Annotated in this window: 20 protein-coding genes; 10 read left to right on the forward strand and 10 right to left on the reverse strand. The window is 70.9% G+C overall.

The genetic code is table 11. The annotated features are described in order from the left end of the window. Window positions 1-21: 21 nt before the first annotated feature. Window positions 22-1674: an FAD-binding protein gene (locus ACGIF2_RS10820; protein ID WP_396046410.1), complete on the reverse strand. Its 1653-nt coding sequence runs from the start codon at window positions 1672-1674 to the stop codon at window positions 22-24. A 73-nt stretch (window positions 1675-1747) separates the two neighbouring features. Here ACGIF2_RS10820 and ACGIF2_RS10825 point away from each other — a divergent pair, with 73 nt between their 5' ends. Both ACGIF2_RS10825 and ACGIF2_RS10830 read left to right on the forward strand, forming a co-directional pair. After that, window positions 1748-2326 (forward strand): TetR family transcriptional regulator, encoded by a 579-nt coding sequence (locus ACGIF2_RS10825; protein ID WP_396046412.1) that lies wholly within the window; start codon window positions 1748-1750, stop codon window positions 2324-2326. A gap of 167 nt (window positions 2327-2493) precedes the next feature. Further along, window positions 2494-2745 (forward strand): hypothetical protein, encoded by a 252-nt coding sequence (locus ACGIF2_RS10830; protein ID WP_396046468.1) that lies wholly within the window; start codon window positions 2494-2496, stop codon window positions 2743-2745. A gap of 42 nt (window positions 2746-2787) precedes the next feature. On the opposite strand, the gene ACGIF2_RS10835 is transcribed toward ACGIF2_RS10830, so the two are convergent. Further along, window positions 2788-3219, reverse strand: a complete 432-nt coding sequence (locus ACGIF2_RS10835) for a hypothetical protein (RefSeq protein WP_396046414.1) — start codon at window positions 3217-3219, stop codon at window positions 2788-2790. A gap of 60 nt (window positions 3220-3279) precedes the next feature. Here ACGIF2_RS10835 and ACGIF2_RS10840 point away from each other — a divergent pair, with 60 nt between their 5' ends. Beyond that, a complete protein-coding gene (locus tag ACGIF2_RS10840) occupies window positions 3280-4689 on the forward strand; it encodes a CoA transferase (protein WP_396046416.1) in 1410 nt (469 codons plus the stop codon). A gap of 269 nt (window positions 4690-4958) precedes the next feature. Here the strand turns inward: ACGIF2_RS10840 and dnaB are convergent, their stop codons facing one another. Next, a complete protein-coding gene (gene dnaB / locus ACGIF2_RS10845; RefSeq protein WP_396046418.1) occupies window positions 4959-6335 on the reverse strand; it encodes a replicative DNA helicase in 1377 nt (458 codons plus the stop codon). Window positions 6336-6669: 334 nt separating this feature from the next. Here dnaB and ACGIF2_RS10850 point away from each other — a divergent pair, with 334 nt between their 5' ends. Next, on the forward strand, window positions 6670-8004 hold the full coding sequence (locus ACGIF2_RS10850) for an MATE family efflux transporter (protein ID WP_396046470.1): 1335 nt from the start codon (window positions 6670-6672) through the stop codon (window positions 8002-8004). Window positions 8005-8088: 84 nt separating this feature from the next. On the opposite strand, the gene rplI is transcribed toward ACGIF2_RS10850, so the two are convergent. The 5 genes from rplI to ACGIF2_RS10875 form a co-directional block, all read right to left on the reverse strand. After that, window positions 8089-8538 (reverse strand): 50S ribosomal protein L9, encoded by a 450-nt coding sequence (gene rplI / locus ACGIF2_RS10855; protein ID WP_396046420.1) that lies wholly within the window; start codon window positions 8536-8538, stop codon window positions 8089-8091. Window positions 8539-8553: 15 nt separating this feature from the next. Beyond that, entirely contained in the window at window positions 8554-8790 is a 237-nt protein-coding gene (rpsR, locus tag ACGIF2_RS10860) for a 30S ribosomal protein S18 (RefSeq protein ID WP_028045854.1), read from the reverse strand. A gap of 83 nt (window positions 8791-8873) precedes the next feature. Continuing rightward, on the reverse strand, window positions 8874-9401 hold the full coding sequence (locus ACGIF2_RS10865; protein WP_396046423.1) for a single-stranded DNA-binding protein: 528 nt from the start codon (window positions 9399-9401) through the stop codon (window positions 8874-8876). A 59-nt stretch (window positions 9402-9460) separates the two neighbouring features. Next, entirely contained in the window at window positions 9461-9754 is a 294-nt protein-coding gene (rpsF, locus tag ACGIF2_RS10870; protein WP_396046425.1) for a 30S ribosomal protein S6, read from the reverse strand. Window positions 9755-9949: 195 nt separating this feature from the next. After that, complete coding sequence (locus tag ACGIF2_RS10875) at window positions 9950-12322, reverse strand: transglycosylase domain-containing protein (RefSeq protein WP_396046427.1); 2373 nt, start codon at window positions 12320-12322, stop codon at window positions 9950-9952. Window positions 12323-12604: 282 nt separating this feature from the next. Here ACGIF2_RS10875 and ACGIF2_RS10880 point away from each other — a divergent pair, with 282 nt between their 5' ends. The 3 genes from ACGIF2_RS10880 to moeB all read left to right on the forward strand — a co-directional run bounded on the left by ACGIF2_RS10880 (window position 12605) and on the right by moeB (window position 15753). Further along, entirely contained in the window at window positions 12605-13261 is a 657-nt protein-coding gene (locus ACGIF2_RS10880) for a PadR family transcriptional regulator (protein ID WP_396046429.1), read from the forward strand. Next, entirely contained in the window at window positions 13258-14352 is a 1095-nt protein-coding gene (locus ACGIF2_RS10885) for an inositol-3-phosphate synthase (RefSeq protein ID WP_396046431.1), read from the forward strand. The genes ACGIF2_RS10880 and ACGIF2_RS10885 overlap by 4 nt, the downstream gene beginning before the upstream one ends. A 219-nt stretch (window positions 14353-14571) precedes the next feature. Then, complete coding sequence (moeB, locus tag ACGIF2_RS10890) at window positions 14572-15753, forward strand: molybdopterin-synthase adenylyltransferase MoeB (RefSeq protein ID WP_396046433.1); 1182 nt, start codon at window positions 14572-14574, stop codon at window positions 15751-15753. Window positions 15754-15755: 2 nt separating this feature from the next. On the opposite strand, the gene moaC is transcribed toward moeB, so the two are convergent. Next, window positions 15756-16238, reverse strand: coding sequence for a cyclic pyranopterin monophosphate synthase MoaC (gene moaC / locus ACGIF2_RS10895; RefSeq protein ID WP_396046435.1), 483 nt, complete (start codon window positions 16236-16238; stop codon window positions 15756-15758). 129 nt (window positions 16239-16367) lie between these two features. Between moaC and moaA the strand changes: the two genes are divergently transcribed. Further along, the gene (gene moaA / locus ACGIF2_RS10900; protein WP_396046437.1) at window positions 16368-17429 is read left to right on the forward strand and encodes a GTP 3',8-cyclase MoaA; all 1062 of its coding nucleotides are present in this window, start codon (window positions 16368-16370) and stop codon (window positions 17427-17429) included. A gap of 3 nt (window positions 17430-17432) precedes the next feature. Beyond that, on the forward strand, window positions 17433-17708 hold the full coding sequence (locus ACGIF2_RS10905) for a MoaD/ThiS family protein (RefSeq protein WP_396046439.1): 276 nt from the start codon (window positions 17433-17435) through the stop codon (window positions 17706-17708). 18 nt (window positions 17709-17726) lie between these two features. On the opposite strand, the gene ACGIF2_RS10910 is transcribed toward ACGIF2_RS10905, so the two are convergent. Beyond that, the gene (locus ACGIF2_RS10910; protein WP_396046440.1) at window positions 17727-18296 is read right to left on the reverse strand and encodes a molybdenum cofactor biosynthesis protein MoaE; all 570 of its coding nucleotides are present in this window, start codon (window positions 18294-18296) and stop codon (window positions 17727-17729) included. A gap of 356 nt (window positions 18297-18652) precedes the next feature. Between ACGIF2_RS10910 and ACGIF2_RS10915 the strand changes: the two genes are divergently transcribed. Beyond that, complete coding sequence (locus ACGIF2_RS10915) at window positions 18653-21091, forward strand: DMSO/selenate family reductase complex A subunit (protein WP_396046442.1); 2439 nt, start codon at window positions 18653-18655, stop codon at window positions 21089-21091. The last annotated feature ends 16 nt before the right edge of the window (window positions 21092-21107 follow it).

A 21107-nucleotide genomic window follows, 5' to 3' on the forward strand; every position in this document is an offset into this window, starting at 1 on the left:
GACCCGGCGCCGCCCCTCGCGTCATGCCTGTGCGCGCGCCATGTGCCGGCCGGCCCGCATGCCGAACACTGCCGCCGGGCCGATGGTCGAGCCAGGACCGGGGTACGTGCGCCCCATGACCGATGCCGAGCAGTTGCCCGCGGCGTACAGGCCGTCGATGACCGAGCCGTCCTCCCGCAGGGCCCGGCCGTCGACGTCGGTCAGCACGCCGCCCTTGGTCCCCAGGTCCCCGACGACGACGCGGACCGCGGTGAACGGTCCCTTCTCGAGCGCCCCGAGGTTGGGGTTGGGGTGGACGGTCGGGTCGCCGTAGTAGCGGTCGTAGGCGGAGTTGCCGCGACCGAAGTCGCCGTCGACCCCGGTGCGGGCGAACCCGTTGAACCGCTCGACCGTCGCGCCGAGCGTCTGCGGGTCGACGCCGATCGTGGTGGCCAGCTCGGTGAGGGTGCCGGCCTTGGCCATCAACCCGTCCGCGATCATCTTCTTGTTGAGCCGCGGGTCCATGGCGTAGCTGCGCAGGTAGCGCCGTGCGTGCCGGACGTCGGTGACCATCCAGTACGCGCCGTCCCCGTCGTGCTCGAGCATGTGGTGCCCGAGGTCGACGTAGGACTCGGACTCGTTGGCGAACCGCTCGCCCTTCGCGTCGACGATGATCCCGTACGGCAGCGAGCGCTCCCCCACGAGGAAGCTCGGGTCGTGCCCCTCGGGGGCCGCCGTCGACGCGCCCCACCAGGCGTCGTCCATGAGGGACAGCGCCGCGCCGACGTCCTGCGCGAGCGCGATGGGGACGCCGAGGTTGCCCGGGTTGCCCGACGAGGCGCCGTCGATGCCGTGGTTCTTCTGCCGCCACTCGACGTTGTGGTCGAACCCGCCGGAGGCGAGGACGACGCCGCGCCGCGCCCGGATCGTCGTCGACCGACCGTCACGCGAGACCCGCACGCCCGCGACCCGACCACCCTCGACCAGCAGCTCCTCGAGCGGGCTGCTCAGCCACAGGTTCACACCCTGGCGCTGGACCACGGCGTCGAGGAACGAGACCGCGAGGCCCGCGCCGATGCCGACGAGCAGCTTGCCGCGCACGAGGCCGCCGACGGTGCGGCCGACGAAGCGCGCACCGCGCACGAACCCGCTCGGCGTGACCCACGACCGCTCGAGCTCCCACATGTCGTCCGTGGCGAGCGGCAGCGGCATGAGCGCACGGCAGCTCCCCCACCAGTCGCCGATCCGCTTGCGGTCGACGGCCCGGACCTCGATGGCGCGGCCGATCTTCCCGCCGGGCAGCTCGGGGTAGTAGTCCGGGTAGTCCGTGGCCCGCATGAACCGCATGCCGTGCTTCTCGGCCGTGCGGACGAAGTCGTCCACGCCGTCGACGAAGGCTTCCTTGCGGGCGCGCGACGTCGCCGGACCGGCGTCGCCGACGGTCTCCTCGAGGTAGGCGAGCGCCTCCTCGCGGGAGTCCCCCGCGCGGTCGCGGCGCATCAGCGGGTTGTTCGGCAGCCACATGCCACCGCCCGACATCGCGGTGCTGCCACCCCACTTGTCGGTGGACTCGACCATGAGGACCGTGAGGCCGGAGTCAGCGGCGCCCAGAGCCGCGGCAAAGCCGGCTGAGCCGGTCCCCACCACGACCACGTCGTAGGTCTCGTCGTGCGTGCTCGTCGTCGGGCCGGGCATCGTGCCTCCTTGGCTTCGCCGGACGATTCCGCCCGGGACAACCGGACATCATTGTCCGGTTCTACGATGAATCATGCCGAGTCCCGAGCCCCGTGGCAACCGTGGCCCCGCAGCCGCGGCCGACAACCGCCGGGCGCTGCTGGACGCGGCGCGGCGCGTCTTCGCCGACCGGGGCTACCGCGCGCCGCTCAGTGCGATCGCCCGGGAGGCCGGCGTCGGCCAGGGCGTGCTGTACCGGCACTTCCCCACGCGTCTCGACCTCGCGCTCGCCGCGTTCGAGGAGAACTTCGCCGAGCTCGACGCCATCGCGGCCCACCCGGGGCCGGGTGCTTTCGCCGACCTGTGGTCGAGGCTCGTCGAGATCACCGTCGCCGAGTCCGCGTTCGTCGAGATGGCCGTCGACGCGCGCCGTGCGCTCGCCGACCGGCACGACGAAGGCCGGTTGCGCAGCATGCTCGCCGACACCCTCGCGCGGGCGCAGGCCGCCGGTGTCGTCGACGCCACCCTCAACGCCGACGACGTCGTGCTCATGCACCGGATGATCTTCGGCGTCGTCACCACGTCGATCGACGACGACGCAGGGGTGCGCGCCGCGGTCGACCGCGCGACCGCGCTGCTGCGGCACGACCCGCTGGGCGGGCGTCAGAGGTAGCTGACCCCGGTCAGCTCCTCGGCCACCGACCAGAGCTGCCTGCCGACCGCTGGATCGGCCGCCTCCCGACCGAGCCGAGCCTCGCCGACCTGACCCCGTGTCTCCCAGGGCCCGGATGGTCCGAAGAACTGGCCGCCCTCCACACCCGGCTCTGTCGCGGCGAACAGCTGCGGCAGCGCCCCCTGCCCCACCGGCTGGGTGGCCAGCAGGCCCGCCCGCGCGACCGGGTCCCGGAGGTCGGCGAGATCGTCCTGCACTGGGACACCTACCCGCTGCCGGGCAGCCCTGGTCCGGTCATGCTGGTGTTCACCGCCGAGCCAGGCGGGGTCGACGCAGACCGGCTCGATCTCCTCGCGTCGTTGCACGCCACGCGCTCGGTGGCCACCCGCACGCATCCCTCGTCCGCCCCGCAGGTCTGAGCAGCCGCGCCGCCTCCGAGGTCGCCGCGGTACGAGTTCGGGTCAACCGAGGCTCGTCCCGTCGAGCGATGACCTGGGCTTCTGATCGGGCAGGCGCAGCATGCGGAACGAGTTGGCGAGCCCGAGCAGTCCTGCGAGCAGTGGAACGAGCAGTGCGACCTGCAGCGACCGGTTGCGGGCCTGGTCGTTGATGGCCAGCACCTCGGCCTCGACCGCAGGGGGCTGACCCGTGATCTGCTGCTCGGCCGACGGGATGATCTGCCTGTCGGTCAGCTGCTGGAAGTTCAGCGAGAGCGAGGCGAGCATGAGGCCCCCGGCCATCGCCAGACCGAACGACAAACCGAAGGACCCGGCGGCCGAGTTGACTCCCCCAGCCTCGCTGACGCGCTCCTCCTCGACGGGCGCGAGCGTGTCGTTGTTGAGCTGGCACACCAGCAGACCCAGGCCGCAGCCCGTCACGGCAAGGGGCAGCACGAAGTACCAGCCTGGCTCGGCCCCGGTGACGACGGCGGGCCCGCTGCTAGCCTCCGAGAGGTGACAGGAGCAGCCGGGTCCGGCGCAGCCGACGCACCCACCGATCCCGCGACCGCCCACGCCTGGCACGCGCTCGGTGGAGCGCCAGAGCTGGTCGGGCGTGTCACGTACGCGGGGAGCCCCGGGCTCCGCGGCGTGCTGCCGACGCGCGAGCTCGCCCGTGCGAGCGTCGGTGCCTGCTCGCTCGCCGCCGCCGAGCTGCTCGCCCAGCGCAACGGTCGCGGGCTGCCTGCCGTCCACGTCGACGAAGGAGCCGTCACCGCCGCTTTCACCAGCGAGCGCCACCTGCGGGTCGAGGGCAGGCCGATCCCGCTCTTCGCCCCGCTCTCCGGCTTCTGGCGGGCGGCCGACGGATGGGTGCGCACACACGCCAACTACCCGCACCATCGGGCGCGGCTGCTCGCCGCACTGGAGCTGCCGGACTCCGGTGACGACACGGACATGGTGGATCGGCTCTCCGCGGCGGTCGGCGAGCGGGACGCGGTCGATGTGCAAGAGACCGTCTACGCCGCAGGCGGGCTCGCGGTCGCGGTCTCCCCACCCGGCGCGTTCGAGCAGCCGCTCGTCACCACGGTCGCTGTCGAGGCGGACGCGCCCGTCCCCTTGCGCCCGGCCGCGCTTCCCGTCGAGGGTGTCCGCGTCCTCGACCTCACGCGCGTCCTGGCCGGCCCGGTCGCCACCCGGACGCTCGCTCTGCTCGGCGCGGACGTGCTGCGGGTCGACGCGCCGTGGCTGCGAGAGGACGACGGCACCCACATCGACACCGGCTTCGGCAAGCGGACCGCGCTGCTCGCTCTCGGAGACGTCGCCGATCGCGCGACGTTCGAGCAGATGCTCGACGCGGCGGACGTCGTCCTCGTCGGCTACCGCCCCGGCGCGCTCGACCGCTACGACCTGAGCGCGGATGCGCTGCTCGCGCGACGACCCGGACTCGTCGTCGCCGAGCTCTGCGCCTGGGGTTGGGATGGGCCCTGGGTCGGTCGCCGTGGGTTCGACAGCCTCGTCCAGGCCGGTACGGGGATCTCGGTCATCGAGCAGGCCGACGACGGGCGGCCTGGCGCTCTGCCCGCCCAGGCGCTCGACCACAGCACCGGCTACCTCGTCGCAGCGGCGGTCATGCGCGCGCTCACCTCTCGCGCGCTCACCGGTGCCGGCCAGCACGTTCGGTTGTCGTTGGCCGGCACCGCGACCTGGCTGCTCGGGATCGTGCCGCTCGCCGCGCCCGCACCCGGCACCGAGCCGCCGGACCGGTGGCTGGTCGAGACCGGCTCTCCGTATGGACGGCTCCGGCACGCGCTGTCCCCGATCGGCGTCGAGGGCGTCCCGTCAGACTGGTCCCGGCCGCCGAGCCGGTGGGGCACGGACGAGGCCCGGTGGGGGTCACCAGGTCCGGTCACGCCCGGCGGCTGAGACCGGGGAAGGTCGGCGCGAGGCACCGGACCCGGACGGAACCGCCTGCCTACCTGGCGTGAAGCATCGTGGGCGCGACCGCTCCGTCAATCATGAACGTGCCGAATCCGACGTGCGCTGCCGTCGCCCGAGCGCGCAGAGTCGTCGACCTGCTCAACGGGTCATGGAGCCAATGGACCGCGACCCTCGTCGGGCATGGACGACGAGCCCGACCACCCCGAGTGCGAGAGCCATGGTTTCTCTGCGGCGTCGCAACCGGCGACTGGACGTTAGGCCTGCATGTCGACGAACCGCGAGTAGTGCCCCTGGAACGCCACGGTGATGATGTCGGTGGGGCCGTTACGGTGCTTAGCGACAATCAGGTCGGCCTCACCCGCACGAGGTGATTCCTTCTCATACGCGTCTTCGCGGTGGAGCAGGATGACAATGTCGGCATCCTGCTCGATCGAGCCAGATTCGCGAAGGTCGCTCATCTGCGGGCGCTTGTCGGTGCGCTGCTCGGCGCCACGGTTCAGCTGCGAGATGGCGATGACGGGAACCTCGAGCTCCTTGGCGAGGAGCTTGAGCGCACGGGAGAACTCCGAGACCTCTTGCTGGCGGGACTCGACGCGCTTCCCGGAGGACATGAGCTGCAGGTAGTCGATGACCACGAGCTGGAGGTTGTGGCGCTGCTTGAGCCGGCGGCACTTGGCCCGGATCTCCATGAGCGACATGTTCGGCGAGTCGTCGATGAACAGCGGCGCCTCGGAGATCTTGCCCATGGTCGCGGCGAGCTTGGTCCAGTCCTCCTCGCCCATCTGACCCGAGCGCATCTTCTGCAGGTGGATCCGCGCCTCGGCCGAGAGCAGACGCATGGTGATCTCGTTGCGGCTCATCTCGAGCGAGAAGACAACAGCCGCTTTATTGTGTCGAATTGCCGCCGACCTGGCGATATCAATTCCCAGGGTACTTTTTCCAATTGCAGGCCTCGCGGCAAGAACAATCATCTGCCCGGGGTGCAGACCGTTCGTCAGGCGGTCGAGGTCGGCGAACCCGGTGGGCACGCCGATCATGCCCTCGCCGCGGTGGCCGGCGGCCTCGATCTCGTCGACGGTGCCGCCGATGACCTCGCCGAGGCGGTGGTAGTCCTCGGTGGTGCGCCGCTCGGTCACGGCGTAGACCTCGGCCTGGGCGTTGTTGACGATCTCGTCGACGTCACCGCCGTCGGTCGCGTAGCCGAGCTGGACGATGCGGGTGCCGGCCTCGACGAGACGGCGCAGCACGGCGCGCTCGCGCACGATGCGGGCGTAGTACCCGGCGTTCGCGGCGGTGGGCACCATCGAGATGAGGGTGTGCAGGTAGGGGGCGCCGCCGATGCGCGTCATCTCGCCGCGCTTGGTCAGCTCGTCGGCGACTGTGATCGCGTCGGCCGGCTCGCCGCGGCCGTACAGGTCGATGATCGCGTCGTAGACGGCCTCGTGCGCCGGCTTGTAGAAGTCGGTGCCGCGGATCTGCTCGACGACGTCGGCGATCGCGTCCTTCGAGATCATCATGCCGCCGAGCACGCTCTGCTCTGCCACCACGTCCTGCGGGGGCATGCGGTCGTAGCCGCCGCGTGCGTGCCCCGAGTCGGGCGGGCCGCCGTACTCGAGCTCCTCGATCGTCACAGACTCATCCCCAGATTCGCGTTCGTCGGTCGAACAGGTGTTCTATCAGAAGGGTCCGACACCATGCCCGTCACCATGTTCGTCACGCCAACCCTGTCGGTCGGGACGTCGACGCCCCGGCCTGCTCGCGAGGTTAGGTCCCGACGGTCGGCGTTCACAAACTCGTCGTCCACAGGGCCTGGGGACAGCCTGTGGAAAGCTGTGGACCGCACGCTCAGGGTTGTGCACAGGTAGTGGACAGAGCTGTGGACAGCGTGGTGGACAGAAGTCCGACACGGGGCTGCGACCGGCCAGAACACGATCCACCGATGTGGACGGGAGGAAGTTGACCGACATCCCAGACGGTGGACGCCGTGCGTCCACCGTCGACCGTCAGATCCTCACGCTCGCTGTCCCCGCACTCGGCGCCCTCGTCGCAGAACCCCTGTTCATCCTGGTCGACTCGGCCGTCGTGGGGCACCTGGGCACCGACCCCCTCGCAGGCCTCTCGCTCGCCTCGACGCTGCTGCTGACCGTCGTCGGGCTGTGCGTCTTCCTCGCCTACGCGACCACCGCGGCCGTCGCCCGACGCCTCGGCGCGGGCGACCGTGCGGGGGCCCTGCAGGTGGGTGTGGACGGCCTGTGGCTCGCCGCCGGCCTGGGCGTGCTGCTCGCGGCGGCGACGTGGCTGCTGGCCCCCTGGGCGGTCGGCGCGCTCGGCGCCGAGGGTGAGGTCGCGGTGCAGGCCACCGTGTACCTGCGCTGGTCGGCCCCGGGCCTGCCCGGCATGCTGCTGGTGCTGGCCGCCACGGGCGCGCTGCGCGGCCTGCAGGACACGCGCACCCCGCTCGGCGTGGCGGTCTCGGGCGCGGTCGTCAACGCTGTGCTCAACGTGACGCTCGTGTACGGCGCCGGCATGGGCATCGCCGGCTCGGGGTTCGGCACCGCCCTGACCCAGCTCGCGATGGGCGCCGCGCTCGTCGCGGTCGTGGTGCGGGGGGCGCGAGCCTCGGGCGCTCCGCTCGCCCCCGCGGCGGGCGGCATCCTGCGCAACGCCCGCACGGGGTTCCCGCTGCTGGTCCGGACGCTCTCGCTGCGCCTGGCAATCCTGCTGACGGTCGTCGTCGCGACCGGGCTGGGGACTGTCGCCCTCGCGGGTCACCAGGTCGTCAACGCCGTGTGGGGTCTGGCCGCCTTCGCTCTCGACGCCCTGGCGATCGCCGCGCAGGCGCTCGTCGGGCACGCGCTGGGGGCGGGCGACGTGCCCCACGCGCGGGCGCTGCTGCGCCGGACGCTGCAGTGGGGCGTCGCGGCGGGCGCCGCGCTCGGGCTGGTCGTGGGCGCGGGGAGCGGCCTCATCGCCCTGGGCTTCTCCGAGTCCGGCGAGGTGCGGCACGCGATCACCCTCGGGCTCGTCGTCGCCGCTGTCACCATGCCGCTGGCGGGCTGGGTCTTCGTGCTCGACGGCGTGCTGATCGGGGCGGGCGACGGCCGCTTCCTCGCCTGGGCCGGGCTCGTGACCCTCGCGGTGTACGTCCCGTTCGCGTTCGCCGTGCAGGCCTGGGCGCCGCCCGGGGCCGCCGGGCTCGCGTGGCTGTGGCTCGCGTTCGGCGGCGTGTTCATGACGGCGCGTGCGGTCACGACAGGCCTGCGTGCCCGCGGCGACCGGTGGACTGCCGTCGGCGCGTGACCCCGTCGCACCGTGCCACCGCAGAACGAAGGCCCGACCCCTCCGAAGAGGGACCGGGCCTTGCGTTCTGCGGTGAGGCAGGGATCAGGCAGCGACGACCTTGACGGTGATCTTCGCCGAGACGTCCGAGTGAAGACGGATCTTCACCTCGTACTCCCCGACGGCCTTGATCGGCTGACCGACCTCGATCTTGCGCTTGTCGACCGCGGGACCACCGACGGCCTTGACGGCCTCCGCGATCTCACCGGTCGTCACGGCGCCGAACAGACGACCGGACTCGCCGGCCTTCGCCGACACGACGACGGGCTTGGACTGCAGCGAGTCACGCATCGCCTTCGCCTCGTCGAGGGTCTCGATCTCGCGGGCCTTGCGGGCCTTGCGGATCTGGTCGATCTGCTTCTCGGCGCCCTTGGTCCAGCCGGTGGCCAGACCACGCGGGACGAGGAAGTTCCGGGCGTACCCGTCCTTCACATCGACCACGTCGCCCGGTGCACCGAGACCGGTGACCTCGTGGGTCAGGATGAGCTTGGCCATGGGTCTACCTCCTTCTCAGCGTGCGGACGACGAGTACGGCAGGAGCGCCATCTCGCGTGCGTTCTTGACGGCACGCGCGATCGCGCGCTGCTCCTGCGTGGACACACCGGTCACCCGGCGTGCGCGGATCTTTCCGCGGTCCGAGATGAACTTGCGCAGCAGCGCAGTGTCCTTGTAGTCGACGACATCGATCTTCGCCGCCTTGAGCGGGTTGAGCTTCTTCTTGGGCTTGCGTACAACGGCCTTGGCCATCGCGGTGCTCCTTGTCATGAAGTCCGGGAGCCCGGGGCGTTGCCATACCCCGGGATGGGTGTGTCAGTGGTGCTGGGCGCGGATCAGAACGGGGGCTCGTCCGAGAACGAGCCGCCGCCGGAGCCACCGGGGGCCGGCGTGGCCCACGGGTCGTCCTGCTGGGCGCCGCCGCCACCGAAGCCACCGCCGCCACCGGAGAAGCCGCCACCGCCCCCGCTGCCGAAGCCACCGCCGCCGCCACCCGAGCGCTGGGCGCGGGTGACCTTGGCCGTGGCGTAGCGCAGGGACGGGCCGACCTCGTCGACCTGCAGCTCGTACACGGTGCGCTTCTCGCCCTCGCGGGTCTCGTAGGAGCGCTGCACGAGCCGACCGGTCACGATGACGCGGGTGCCCTTGGTGAGCGACTCAGCGACGGACTCCGCGGCCTCGCGCCAGATCGAGCAGCGGAGGAACAGCGTGTCGCCGTCCTTCCACTCGTTCGACTGGCGGTCGAAGGTGCGCGGGGTGGAGGCCACCGTGAAGTTGGCGACGGCGGCACCGGACGGGGTGAAGCGAAGCTCCGGGTCCCCGGTCAGGTTCCCGATCACCGTGATGACGGTCTCACCAGCCATGCCAGCTCCTCGTTCGTCGTGAGTCAGTTGATGCGTACGTTAGGGCTTCGTTCCGACGCTCAGGCGTCGGCGCGGAGGACCTTCGTGCGCAGGACGACCTCGTTGAGGCCCAGCTGACGGTCGAGCTCCTTGGCGGTCGCAGGCGTCGCCATGAAGTCGACGACCGCGTAGATGCCCTCGGACTTCTTCTGGATGTCGTACGCCAGACGGCGGCGTCCCCAGATGTCGACCTTGTCGACCGTGCCGCCATCGTTCTTGATGACGGTCAGGTACTTGTCGAGCGAAGGAGCGACGGTGCGCTCTTCGATCTCGGGGTCAAGGATGATCATGATCTCGTAATGACGCAGGCTCATACCCACCTCCTCTGGTCTCAACGGTCACGGTCTGTCCGTGACAGGAGGGTCATCGTGCGTCGCTGCACCAGAGCCTGGGCCCGGGTGCCGCCTGCGGTGGTGGTCGATCTGCGATCCCCACCGACAGGCACAGCAAGGCCCCACGGTACCTCCCCGGACCGCGCTGCCGAAATCGGCCCGGGGAGGTACCTGCCGTCAGCCCGTGGCGGCGCCAGGCGCGGGCGCCACCGGGGTCGTCGGCGTGGGCGACTGCGTCGGCTGCGGGTTGGCCGGCGGGACCGGCGGCGCGGTGGGCACGGGCGCGGCCGGTCCCGTGGAGATCACGAGCGTCACCGTCGATCCGGCCGTCACGCTGGCCCCGGCACCGGGGCTCACGCTGATGACTCGACCCTTGGCGACGGTCTCGGAGGCCTTGGACTGGACGTCCGCCCGCAGCCCCAGCTCGGCGAGCGCCGCCTCCGCGTCGGCCTGCAGCTTGCCCTCGACGCCGGGCACGGCGACGTCGGCGGCCGGGGCCTCCACGGTCGGCTCCGTGGTCGGCGTCTCCGTCACCGTCGGGGTCGGCTTCGCGCCCACGTTCGCGCGTGCCGGGAAGGGGACCTTCTCGGCGTACTTCGGCAGCTCGAACACCGGCTTCATGTACGAGGCCCACAGCGCGGCCGGCCACGTCCCGCCGGTGACCTGGTCGACACCGCCGAACGGGTCGATCCCGACCAGGTCCTTGTTGTTCGTGCCGATCTGGCTGAACGCGACGGCTGTCGCGATCGTGGGCGTGTAGCCCACGAACCAGGCCGACTTGTTGTCGGTCGAGGTGCCCGTCTTGCCCGCGATGGGGCGGCCGAGCGGCTTGACGTACCTCTTGCCCGAGCCCCTCTCGACGACCTGGGTCAGCGCGAAGGTGGCGTCCGCCATCACGTCGGCCTCGAACACCCGCGTGCTGGTCGTGTCTGCGATGTACGCCACCGACCCGTCACGGATGTAGGTGGCCTCGCGGACCAGGAACGGCTTGTTGTAGACGCCCTGCGCCGCGAAGGTCGCGTAGGCGCTCGCGACGTCGAGCGGGTGCACGGCGTCGGCACCCAGCACGTTCGACGGGACGATGTCCGGGGTGGTCGTGATGCCTGCCTCGCGGGCGACCTCGGCGGTCGCCTCCGGGCCGACGTCGTCGTTGAGCTGGGCGTAGACCGTGTTGACCGACTGCGCGGTTGCCGTGACCAGGTCGATCATCCCGAAGTGGCCGTCGAAGTTGGTGACCTTCTTGCCCCAGGACTCCATCATGCGCGGGCTCGACCCGTCGTAGGTCGTCTCGAGGCTGATGCCCTTCTGCAGGGCGGCGATCAGCGTGAACGGCTTGTACGTCGACCCCGCCTGGATCTTGTCGTACGTCGCGGTGTTGCGCTGGTCGGTGATGAAGTCCGCCCCGCCGTACATCGACAGGACCGCGCCGTCGGTCGGGTCGATCGAGACCACGGACACCCGCGTCGACTCCGACGGGGGCTCACCGGCGAGCGTCCCGTCGCGGAGCCCGTTCACCGCGTCGACCGCGGCCTGCTGGACGGGCGCCTCGATCGTCGTGACGATCTGGAGACCGCCCTTCTCGATCATGTCGTTGGTGATGCCCTTGTCGATGAGCTCGGCCTTGACCCGGTCGAGGATGTACCCGTTGGTCCCCCCGAGGGTGTCGCTCCGGACGTACTCGACAGGTTCGGGGAACGTCTGCGCGTCGCGCTCGGCCTGCGTGATGTGGCCGTCGGCAACCATCTTGTCGAGCACCGACGCCCAGCGCTGCTCTGCCTTCTTGTGGGCCACCGCCGGGTCCCAGTTGCTGGGCGACGGGATGATCCCGGCCAGCAGCGCGGCCTGCGAGATCGTCAGGTCCTTCGCGTCGACGCCGTAGTAGGCCTGGGCCGCGGTCTGGATGCCGTACGAGTCGCGGCCGAAGTAGATGGTGTTGAGGTAGCGGCCGAGGATCTCGTCCTTGCTCACGCTCTGGTTGATCTTGACCGCGAGGATCGCTTCCTTGAGCTTGCCCCAGTACGACTTGGTGGGCAGGTTGTAGTAGCGCTCGACGTACTGCTGGGTGAGGGTCGAGGCGCCCTGGGTCGCCCCGCCCTTGAGGTTGTTGAGCGCGGCGCGTCCCATGCCGGTGATCGAGATCCCGCGGTTCTCCCAGAACGTGCGGTCCTCGGACGAGACGACGGCGTTGCCGACGTAGTCCGGCAGCGTCTCGAGGTCGACGAGCTCGCGCTTCTGCGCGGCGAACGTCCCCATGGGCGTCCCGAGAGATCCGTCCTCGTTGCTCGCGAAGTAGACGGTCGAGGCCTGCGACCGGGTCTCGGCGTCCTCGGCGGGGATCGAGATGGTGACGTACAGCGCGACGAGCGCCCCGAGGCCGAGGAATCCCAGGCTCAGGGCCGAGCCGAGCAGGAAGCGCCACGACGGGAGCCACCGGTGGAGCCCGCCGTAGCCCTGGCGCGGGTAGTCGAAGAAACGCCGCTTCGTGGGCTTCCGGGGTCCAGCGGTGCCGCGGCGCGCTGGCGCCGCAGACCGTCGCTTCGAGCCTGCCAAGACGATGCCTTCCTGCTGACGACCGGACCGCAGCCGCCCAGCACCGTGCGACACGCCGGGGGGGACCGCCGGTTCAGTATGGGGGAGCCGCCTGGGCCAGAGGCCGGAAGTCGGCCCGCGAGCCCGTCATTCACATGATCGACACGCGATCCACGCGCTCGTCCCGCACCGGGGCCACTTGCCGTGCGCATCACGGGGGACGTACTGTCGATGTATCAGCTCGATACATCGAGTCCACCACGTAGCCCGGCAGGCCGGAGCGGATCAGACAGGAGGTGCCGGGTGCGCGGACGCGCAGATGTCCTCGAGCCGGCCATCCTCGGCCTGCTCCACGAGACCCCGATGCACGGCTACGAGCTGCGCAAGCGCCTCAACCTGCTGCTCGGCTCGTTCCGGGCGCTGTCGTACGGGTCGCTGTACCCGTGCCTCAAGTCGCTCGTCGAGCGCCGCTGGATCGTGGGCAGCGACTCCGACTCGGCTCCGCCGCACGCCCTCTCCGGAAAGCGTGCACGCATCGTGTACCAGCTGACCGCCGAGGGCAAGGAGCAGTTCCAGCAGGTCCTGTCCTCCTCGGGCCCCGCGGCCTGGGAGGACGAGAACTTCGGCGTCCGCTTCGCGTTCTTCGGGCAGACCGACGCCGAGACCCGGCTGCGGATCCTCGAGGGTCGGCGCAGCCGGCTCACCGAGCGGCTCGAGACCATCCGGCAGTCGTTCAACCGCACCCGCGAGCGCATGGACGAGTACACGCTCGAGCTCCAGCGCCACGGCCTCGAGCAGGTCGAGCGCGAGGTGCGTTGGCTCGACGGCCTCATCGACAACGAGCGCGGTCAGCGCCGCGTCCGTACCCCTGGCGCCGGTCACCCGGCCGGCGCCGAACTCCCCGCTGTCGACGGCGCCCCCGGCACCCCGGCACAGACAACCGAGAAGGAGCGAGGATGACCTCCATCCGCGTCGCCATCGTCGGCGTCGGCAACTGCGCCGCGTCGCTCGTCCAGGGCGTGCACTACTACGCCGACGCCCCGGTGGACAGCAAGGTCCCCGGCTTGATGCACGTTCAGCTCGGCGACTACCACGTCAAGGACATCGAGTTCGTCGCGGCCTTCGACGTCGACGCGAAGAAGGTCGGCTTCGACCTGTCCGAGGCGATCCTCGCGAGCGAGAACAACACCATCAAGATCGCCGACGTCCCGCCGCTCGGCGTGACGGTGCAGCGTGGCCACACGCTCGACGGCCTGGGCAAGTACTACTCCCAGACGATCGAGGAGTCGGACGCCGAGGCTGTCGACGTCGTCGCAGCGCTGCGCGAGGCGCAGGTCGACGTCCTCATCTGCTACCTGCCCGTCGGGTCCGAGAAGGCCGCGAAGTTCTACGCCCAGTGCGCGATCGACGCGAACGTCGCGTTCGTCAACGCCCTGCCCGTGTTCATCGCGTCCGACCCCGAGTGGGCCGCGAAGTTCGAGGCCGCGGGTGTCCCGATCGTCGGCGACGACATCAAGTCGCAGGTCGGTGCGACCATCACGCACCGCGTGCTCGCCCGTCTGTTCGAGGACCGCGGCGTCATCCTGGACCGCACGTACCAGCTGAACGTCGGCGGCAACATGGACTTCAAGAACATGCTCGAGCGCGAGCGCCTGGAGTCCAAGAAGCTCTCCAAGACGCAGGCGGTCACCTCCAACCTCCACGACGGCCCCCTGGCCGGCAAGAAGGAGGACCGCAACGTCCACATCGGCCCGTCGGACTACGTCGCGTGGCTCGACGACCGCAAGTGGGCCTACGTCCGCCTCGAGGGTCGCGCGTTCGGCGAGGTTCCCCTGAACCTCGAGTACAAGCTCGAGGTGTGGGACTCCCCCAACTCGGCCGGCATCATCATCGACGCCGTGCGCGCCGCGAAGATCGCCAAGGACCGCGGCGTCGGCGGCCCCATCCTCTCCGCCGCGACGTACTTCATGAAGTCGCCGCCGGTCCAGATGGAGGACAACGCCGGCCGCGAGCAGCTCGAGGCGTTCATCCGCGGCGAGGTCGAGCGCTGATCCGCAGCACCACCGGCAGCGTGCAGCGGCGCCACTGAGCCGCAGCACGTCTGACACGAAGGGTCCCGACGCGTCCGCGCGTCGGGACCCTTCGTCGTCGGGCGAGGGGGTGCCGCCGCGCGAGGTGTCGTCGGCCTTCCGTCCCACGCCCGCGACGCCCGCCGGGGATACGTTGGCGGGGCACGAACCGCCCGCCCCACCCCGATCGCCGAGGTCCTCATGCCGTTGCCGCCGCTCGTCGCCCCCGCCCCGCGGCTCACCCCCGCAGAGCTCGAGCGCTACGCCCGCCACGCGCTGCTGCCGGGCATCGGTCTCGAGGGCCAGCGCCGGCTGAAGAACGCGCGCGTGCTGGTCATGGGTGCCGGTGGCCTCGGCTCGCCGGTCTTGATGTACCTGGCCGCCGCGGGGGTCGGGACGATCGGGGTCGTGGACGCCGACGTGGTGGACGCGTCGAACCTGCAGCGGCAGGTCATCCACACGACCGAGGACGTCGGGCGCAGCAAGGTCGAGAGCGCGCGCGCCGCGATCCTCGCGGTCAACCCGCACGTGCACGTCGAGACGCACGACGTGCGCCTGACCGCCGCCAACGCGCTCGAGGTGCTGCGCGGGTACGACGTGGTGGTCGACGGCACCGACAACTTCCCCACCCGCTACCTGGTGGGCGACGCGTGCGAGCTGCTCGGCCTGCCGTGCGTGTGGGGCTCGATCTACCGTTTCGACGGGCAGGCCGCTGTGTTCTGGACCGACCCGCCGGTGGGCCGCGGCTACCCGGCTGTGCGCTACCGCGACGTCTTCCCCGACCCGCCCGCCCCCGGCACGGTTCCCTCGTGCGCCGAGGGTGGCGTGCTGGGCGTGCTGTGCGGATCGATCGGATCGGCCATGGCGAGCGAGGTCGTCAAGCTCGTGACGGGCACGGGCGAGCCGCTGCTCGGCCGGCTCCTCGTGCACGACGCGCTGGCGGCGCGCTGGCGCGAGGTCCCCGTGGCACCCGACCCGCTCGGTCTGCCCGTGACCTCGCTCGTCGACCTGGACGCTGTGTGCGCCCTTCCCGAACGCCCGGTGCCCGACGCGGCGACGATCTCGGTGCGCGAGCTCGCCGACCGGCTCGCGGCCCGGGACCGCGGTGAGGACGACTTCGAGCTCGTGGACGTGCGCGAGCCCGCCGAGCACGAGCTCGTGTCGATCCCCGGGGCCCGGCTGGTGCCGCGCGCGGCGTTCGTCGACGGCACGGCCCTCGCCGCACTCTCACCGACGCGGCCGCTCGTGCTGCACTGCAAGTCCGGCGCACGTTCGGCCGAGGTGCTCGCGGTGGTGCTCGCGGCAGGCTTCGACGCCGTGCACGTCAGCGGTGGCGTGCTGGCCTGGGTCGAGGAGATCGAGCCGGCCAAGCCGCGCTACTGACGTCAGGCGCGACGCCAGGTGCCGGAGCGCCCGCCCGTCTTCTCCTCGACCTGGATGTCGGTGATGACGGCCGAGCGGTCGACGGCCTTGACCATGTCGACGAGCGCCAGCCCGGCAACGGCGACGCAGGTCAGCGCCTCCATCTCGACCCCCGTGCGGTCCGCGGTGCGGACGGTCGCGTCGATGCGCACACCCTCGTCGGTCACCTCGAGGTCGACGGTGACGCCGTGGATCGCGATGGGATGGCACAGCGGCACCAGGTCCGGGGTGCGCTTGGCGGCCTGGATCCCCGCGATGCGCGCCACCGCGAGGGCGTCACCCTTGGGCACCCCCTCGCCGCGCAGCAGGCCGATCACCGTGGGGGTGGTGCGGACGAAGCCGCTGGCCGTGGCGCTGCGCACAGTGACGTCCTTGGCGCTCACGTCGACCATGCGGGCGCTCCCGCGGGCGTCGACGTGAGTCAGGTGGCTGCGGTCCTCGGTCATGTCGATCCCTTCGTCTGCGGGCTCGTCGTGGTGCGCCGACCCCGCGCACGAGGCTATCCGGCGCCCCGCGGGCGACTGCCGGGGCCTAGGTCATGGGTCCGGGGTGGAGGGCTCGCCTAGTCTCACGTCATGACCCAGGTCCTACTCGACACGGCGGCCGATCGCGTGATGACCGGTCCCCTGGTCGACCGCCACGGCCGGGTCGCGACCGATCTGCGGGTCTCGCTCACCGACCGCTGCAACCTCCGATGCACCTACTGCATGCCGGCCGAGGGCCTGGAGTGGATGCCCGACAGCCACGTGCTGACGGACGACGAGATGATCCGGCTCATCGCGATAGCCGTCGAGCAGCTCGGCGTGCGCGAGGTCCGGTTCACGGGCGGCGAGCCGCTGCTGCGTCGCGGGCTCGAACGGCTCATCGCTGAGACCACTGCCCTGCGGACCCACGACGGCGTGGCCCCCGAGACGTCCATCACGACCAACGGCCTGGGGCTGGCGCACCGCGCCGCGGGGCTCGCGGCCGCCGGCCTGAGCCGGGTCAACGTCTCGCTCGACACCCTCGACCGTGAGCGCTACGCGACGATCACGCGCCGCGACCGCCTGCCCGCCGTGCTCGCCGGGCTCGAGGCGGCTGACCGGGCGGGCCTGCGTCCCGTGAAGATCAACACCGTGCTCATGCGCGGCGTCAACGACGACGAGGCCGTTGACCTGCTGCGCTGGTCGGTGGACCACGGCTACCACCTGCGGTTCATCGAGCAGATGCCGCTCGGGCCGCGCGAGTCGTGGGACCGCACGCAGATGGTCACCGCTGCCGAGATCCTCGCGTCTCTGCGCACCGGCTTCGACCTGACCGAGCACACCGTGGACGAGCGCGGTGCTGCGCCCGCACAGACCTGGACCGTGGACGGTGGCGGTCCGGACGGCACGTGGGACGTGGGCGTCGTCGCCTCGGTCACCGGTCCGTTCTGCGGCTCGTGCGACCGGGTGCGCCTGACGTCCGACGGGCGCCTGCGCAACTGCCTGTTCGCGCACAAGGAGACCGACCTGCTCGAGCTCGTGCGCTCGGGGATGGACGATGCGACGCTCGCCGAGGCGTGGCGCACGGCCATGTGGGGCAAGCGCCGCCAGCACGGCATCGACACCGACGGGTTCGTGCAGCCGCGCCGCCCGATGAGCGCGATCGGAGGATGAGCGATGTCTGAGGCCACCACCGCGACCGTGCACGTCACGGTCCGCTACTTCGCCGGGGCCGGGGCGGCCGCACGCGTCGAGCAGGAGGTCGTGGAGGTCGCGGCCGACGCTCTCGTGCGCGACGTCCTGGCCGACGCGGGCGCCCGGCGTGGCGCCGACCTGGTGCGGGTCATCGCCGCGAGCAGCGTGCTCGTCGACGGCGTGCAGGATCGCGACCGGTCCCTGCCGGTGCGGGACGGCCTCACGGTCGACGTGCTGCCGCCCTTCGCGGGCGGCTGACCGCTCGCACCCTCACGCTCAGGGGCAGGCGACCCACTCGTCGCTGCCGTCCGTGAGGACCTGACGCTTCCACACCGGCAGCTGGTGCTTGACCTCGTCGACCAGCAGTCCCGCGGCGGCGAACGCCTCGGCCCGGTGCGCCGAGGAGACCGCGACGGCGAGGGCGCACTCCCCCACGCGCAGCACGCCCAGCCGGTGCGAGACCGAGACCGCGTCGACGTCGCAGCGGGCCGTCACCTCGGCGACCACCCGCGCGAGCACCTCGCCGGCCGACGGGTGCGCGACGTACTCGATGTGCTGCACACCCCGCCCGCCGTCGTGGTCCCGCACGTCGCCCGAGAACGTCACGACGGCTCCTGCCGTGGCGCACGCGACCTCGGCGGCGTGGGCCGCCACGTCGAGCGGGGCGTCGGTGACCGCGGCGCGCACGACCCGGCGCGCGGGCGGGTGCACCCGCGAGCTGTCGCGCTCGGGGCCGGGGGCCGGTGCGTCGGGGGCCAGCGCCGGGTGGTCCTGGGTCGGGTCCGGGCGGCCGCTCGACGTGCCCTGGTCGGTCACCGCGGCGTGCGTCATGGCGTCGTGCGTCATGGCGTCAGCCTAGGCGGCGGCGCAGCGGGCGGACCGGGACCTCGCAGGGGCTGCGGGGCGCACGGCGGTCGGTCGGGCTCTCCGGCAGCACCCGTCCCATGAATTGATTATCTCTGGGTGAATCCGTGAAAAGAATGTCACGATGACAATCGTCCCATGGATTGGGCGACCTTTTACCCAGGCAATCCTTAGAGGCCGGGTCGCGTGCACAGAATTGCTCCCCGGTATTCGCCGGGATCGGGACCTTGGGCCCGACCGGACCCCGTGTGCGCCGCCAGAATCAGCCGCAACTCGAAGAATGAATGCGTCGGCGCCTCGATCGTCCCGGTGGCGAGCATTCGCCGGAAGGATCGATGATGACCGACACGGCCACCCCCGGGCCACACCTCCTCGGCACACCCGTGCCCCGACGCTCGTTCATGAAGTGGAGCGCTGCCGCCGGTGGCACCGCTGCCGCCGTGGGCGTCGGCGCCCACTACGGGCTGCTCCCCCTCGCCTCGGCCTCGGCCGAGCCCGCCGCGTCCTCGACCGAGGAGACGACGGTCTGGAACTCGTGCAACGTCAACTGCGGATCGCGCTGCCCGCTGCTCATGACCGTCGTCGACGGCCAGATCACCCGGATCGACCCGGACCCCACGGGTGACGACGAGCTCGGCACCCAACAGGTGCGTGCGTGCGTCCGTGGCCGTTCGATCCGCCAGCGCATCTACAACCCGGACCGCCTCAAGCACCCGATGAAGCGGGTCGGCAAGCGTGGTGCGGGCGAGTTCGAGAAGATCACCTGGGAAGAGGCTTTCGACACGATCGCCGACTCCCTGAAGAAGACCCTGGACGACTACGGCAACGAGGCCGTGTACGTCCACTACGGCTCGGGCACCACGGGCGCGAACGCCTCGGGCGGCACGTCGGTCACGCGACTGATGAACCTGCTCGGCGGCAGCCTCGGGTACTACGGCACGTACTCGACGTCGCAGATCAACGCCGCCACGCCGTACACCTACGGCGTCGAGCGCGAGACGAACAACTCGTTCAACGACGCGGTCAACACCAAGCTGCTCGTGCTGTGGGGCAACAACCCGCACGAGACCCGCATGAGCGGTGGTGGCGAGCTCTACATCGCGCAGCAGGCCAAGGAGATCGGCGGCGCCAGGGTCATCGTGATCGACCCGCGCCAGTCCGACACCGCCGTCACGATGGCCGACGAGTGGGTGCCGCTGCGTCCGGGTACCGACGGCGCTCTCGTGGCCGGCATGGCGCACGTCATGGTGTCCGAGGAGCTGCACGACCAGGCGTTCCTCGACACGTACTGCCTCGGCTTCGACGAGGAGCACCTGCCCGAGAGCGCGAAGCCGGGCAGCTCCTACAAGGCCTACCTGCTGGGAGACGGTCCCGACGGCGTCGCGAAGACGCCCGAGTGGGCCGCGCCGATCACCGGCGTCCCGGCGGCGGCGATCCGTCGACTTGCCCGCGAGATCGCCCAGGCCAAGCCGTGCGCGATCGTGCAGGGCTGGGGCCCGCAGCGTCACGCGAACGGCGAGGCGACCGTCCGGGCCATCTACGCGCTGGCGGCGATGACCGGCAACGTCGGCCTGTCCGGCGGCGGTCTCGGTGCCCGTGAAGGCAACTACGCGATGGCCACCGCGCGCTTCCCCGGCGGCACGAACCCGATCACCACGAAGATCTCCTGCTTCAAGTGGACCGACGCGATCGAGCGCGGCGCCGAGCTGACCAAGCTCGCCGACGGCGTGCGTGGCAAGGACAAGCTCGACGTCCCCATCAAGTTCCTCTGGAACCACGCGAGCAACACCCTGATCAACCAGCACTCGGACATCAACCGCACGGTCAAGCTGCTCGAGGACGACTCGCTGTGCGAGATGATCGTCGTGATCGACAACCAGCTGTGCGCGTCGGCCAAGTTCGCCGACATCCTGCTCCCCGACGTCTCGAACGCCGAGCTGACCGACCTCATCCCGAGCGGCTACTCGGGTGACATGGCGTACGCGATCCTCGCGCAGAAGGCCATCGAGCCTCTGTTCGAGTGCCGCTCGACGTACGACATGTGCACCGAGATCGCCGACCGCATGGGCATCAAGGCCGAGTTCACCGAGGGCAAGACGCTCGACGAGTGGGTCGAGCAGCTCGTGGCCGACAGCCAGAAGGCGGTCGAGGGCTTCCCGAGCTACGACGAGCTCGCCGAGATGGGGATCTGGCGAAAGTCCAACCCCGCAGGCTTCACGGTCGGGCTCAAGAAGTTCCGTGACGACCCGGTGGCGAACCCGCTGAAGACGCCGTCCGGGAAGATCGAGATCTACTCCGAGCGCCTGCAGGAGATCGCCGACACCTGGGAGGGCGTCGAGGGTGAGATCCCCGCGATCCCCGCCTACGTCCCGTCCTGGGAAGGTCACGACGACGAGCTGACGTCGACGTTCCCGCTGCAGATGATCGGCCACCACTACAAGTCGCGCACGCACTCGAGCTACGGGAATGTCGCGTGGCTCAAGGAGGCGCATCCGCAGGTGGTGTGGATCAACACCCTCGACGCGCAGGCCCGCGGCATCGAGAACGACGACGTCGTGCACGTCTTCAACGACCGCGGCCGGATCGAGCTGGTCGCGAAGGTCACGGCCCGTATCGCCCCCGGTGTCACGTCTGTCCCGCAGGGCGCCTGGTACACCCCGGACAAGGACGGTCTGGACAAGGGCGGGTGCACGAACACCCTGACCTCCTGGCGCCCCTCGCCCCTGGCCAAGGGCAACCCGCAGCACACCAACCTCGTGCAGATTGAGAAGGCCTGACCATGGCGAAGCAGCT

This window comes from Cellulomonas sp. P22 (assembly GCF_044392165.1).

Excerpts from the sequence above, each read along its gene's own strand:
- rpsR (WP_028045854.1), bottom strand. The coding sequence starts at position 8,790 with ATGGCCAAGGCCGTTGTACGCAAGCCCAAGAAGAAGCTCAACCCGCTC.
- ACGIF2_RS10865 (WP_396046423.1), bottom strand. The coding sequence starts at position 9,401 with ATGGCTGGTGAGACCGTCATCACGGTGATCGGGAACCTGACCGGGGAC.
- ACGIF2_RS10820 (WP_396046410.1), bottom strand. The coding sequence starts at position 1,674 with ATGCCCGGCCCGACGACGAGCACGCACGACGAGACCTACGACGTGGTC.
- rplI (WP_396046420.1), bottom strand. The coding sequence starts at position 8,538 with ATGGCCAAGCTCATCCTGACCCACGAGGTCACCGGTCTCGGTGCACCG.
- ACGIF2_RS10825 (WP_396046412.1), top strand. The coding sequence starts at position 1,748 with ATGCCGAGTCCCGAGCCCCGTGGCAACCGTGGCCCCGCAGCCGCGGCC.
- ACGIF2_RS10915 (WP_396046442.1), top strand. The coding sequence starts at position 18,653 with ATGACCGACACGGCCACCCCCGGGCCACACCTCCTCGGCACACCCGTG.
- moaA (WP_396046437.1), top strand. The coding sequence starts at position 16,368 with ATGACCCAGGTCCTACTCGACACGGCGGCCGATCGCGTGATGACCGGT.
- ACGIF2_RS10910 (WP_396046440.1), bottom strand. The coding sequence starts at position 18,296 with ATGACGCACGACGCCATGACGCACGCCGCGGTGACCGACCAGGGCACG.
- ACGIF2_RS10905 (WP_396046439.1), top strand. The coding sequence starts at position 17,433 with ATGTCTGAGGCCACCACCGCGACCGTGCACGTCACGGTCCGCTACTTC.
- ACGIF2_RS10885 (WP_396046431.1), top strand. The coding sequence starts at position 13,258 with ATGACCTCCATCCGCGTCGCCATCGTCGGCGTCGGCAACTGCGCCGCG.
- moaC (WP_396046435.1), bottom strand. The coding sequence starts at position 16,238 with ATGACCGAGGACCGCAGCCACCTGACTCACGTCGACGCCCGCGGGAGC.
- rpsF (WP_396046425.1), bottom strand. The coding sequence starts at position 9,754 with ATGAGCCTGCGTCATTACGAGATCATGATCATCCTTGACCCCGAGATC.
- moeB (WP_396046433.1), top strand. The coding sequence starts at position 14,572 with ATGCCGTTGCCGCCGCTCGTCGCCCCCGCCCCGCGGCTCACCCCCGCA.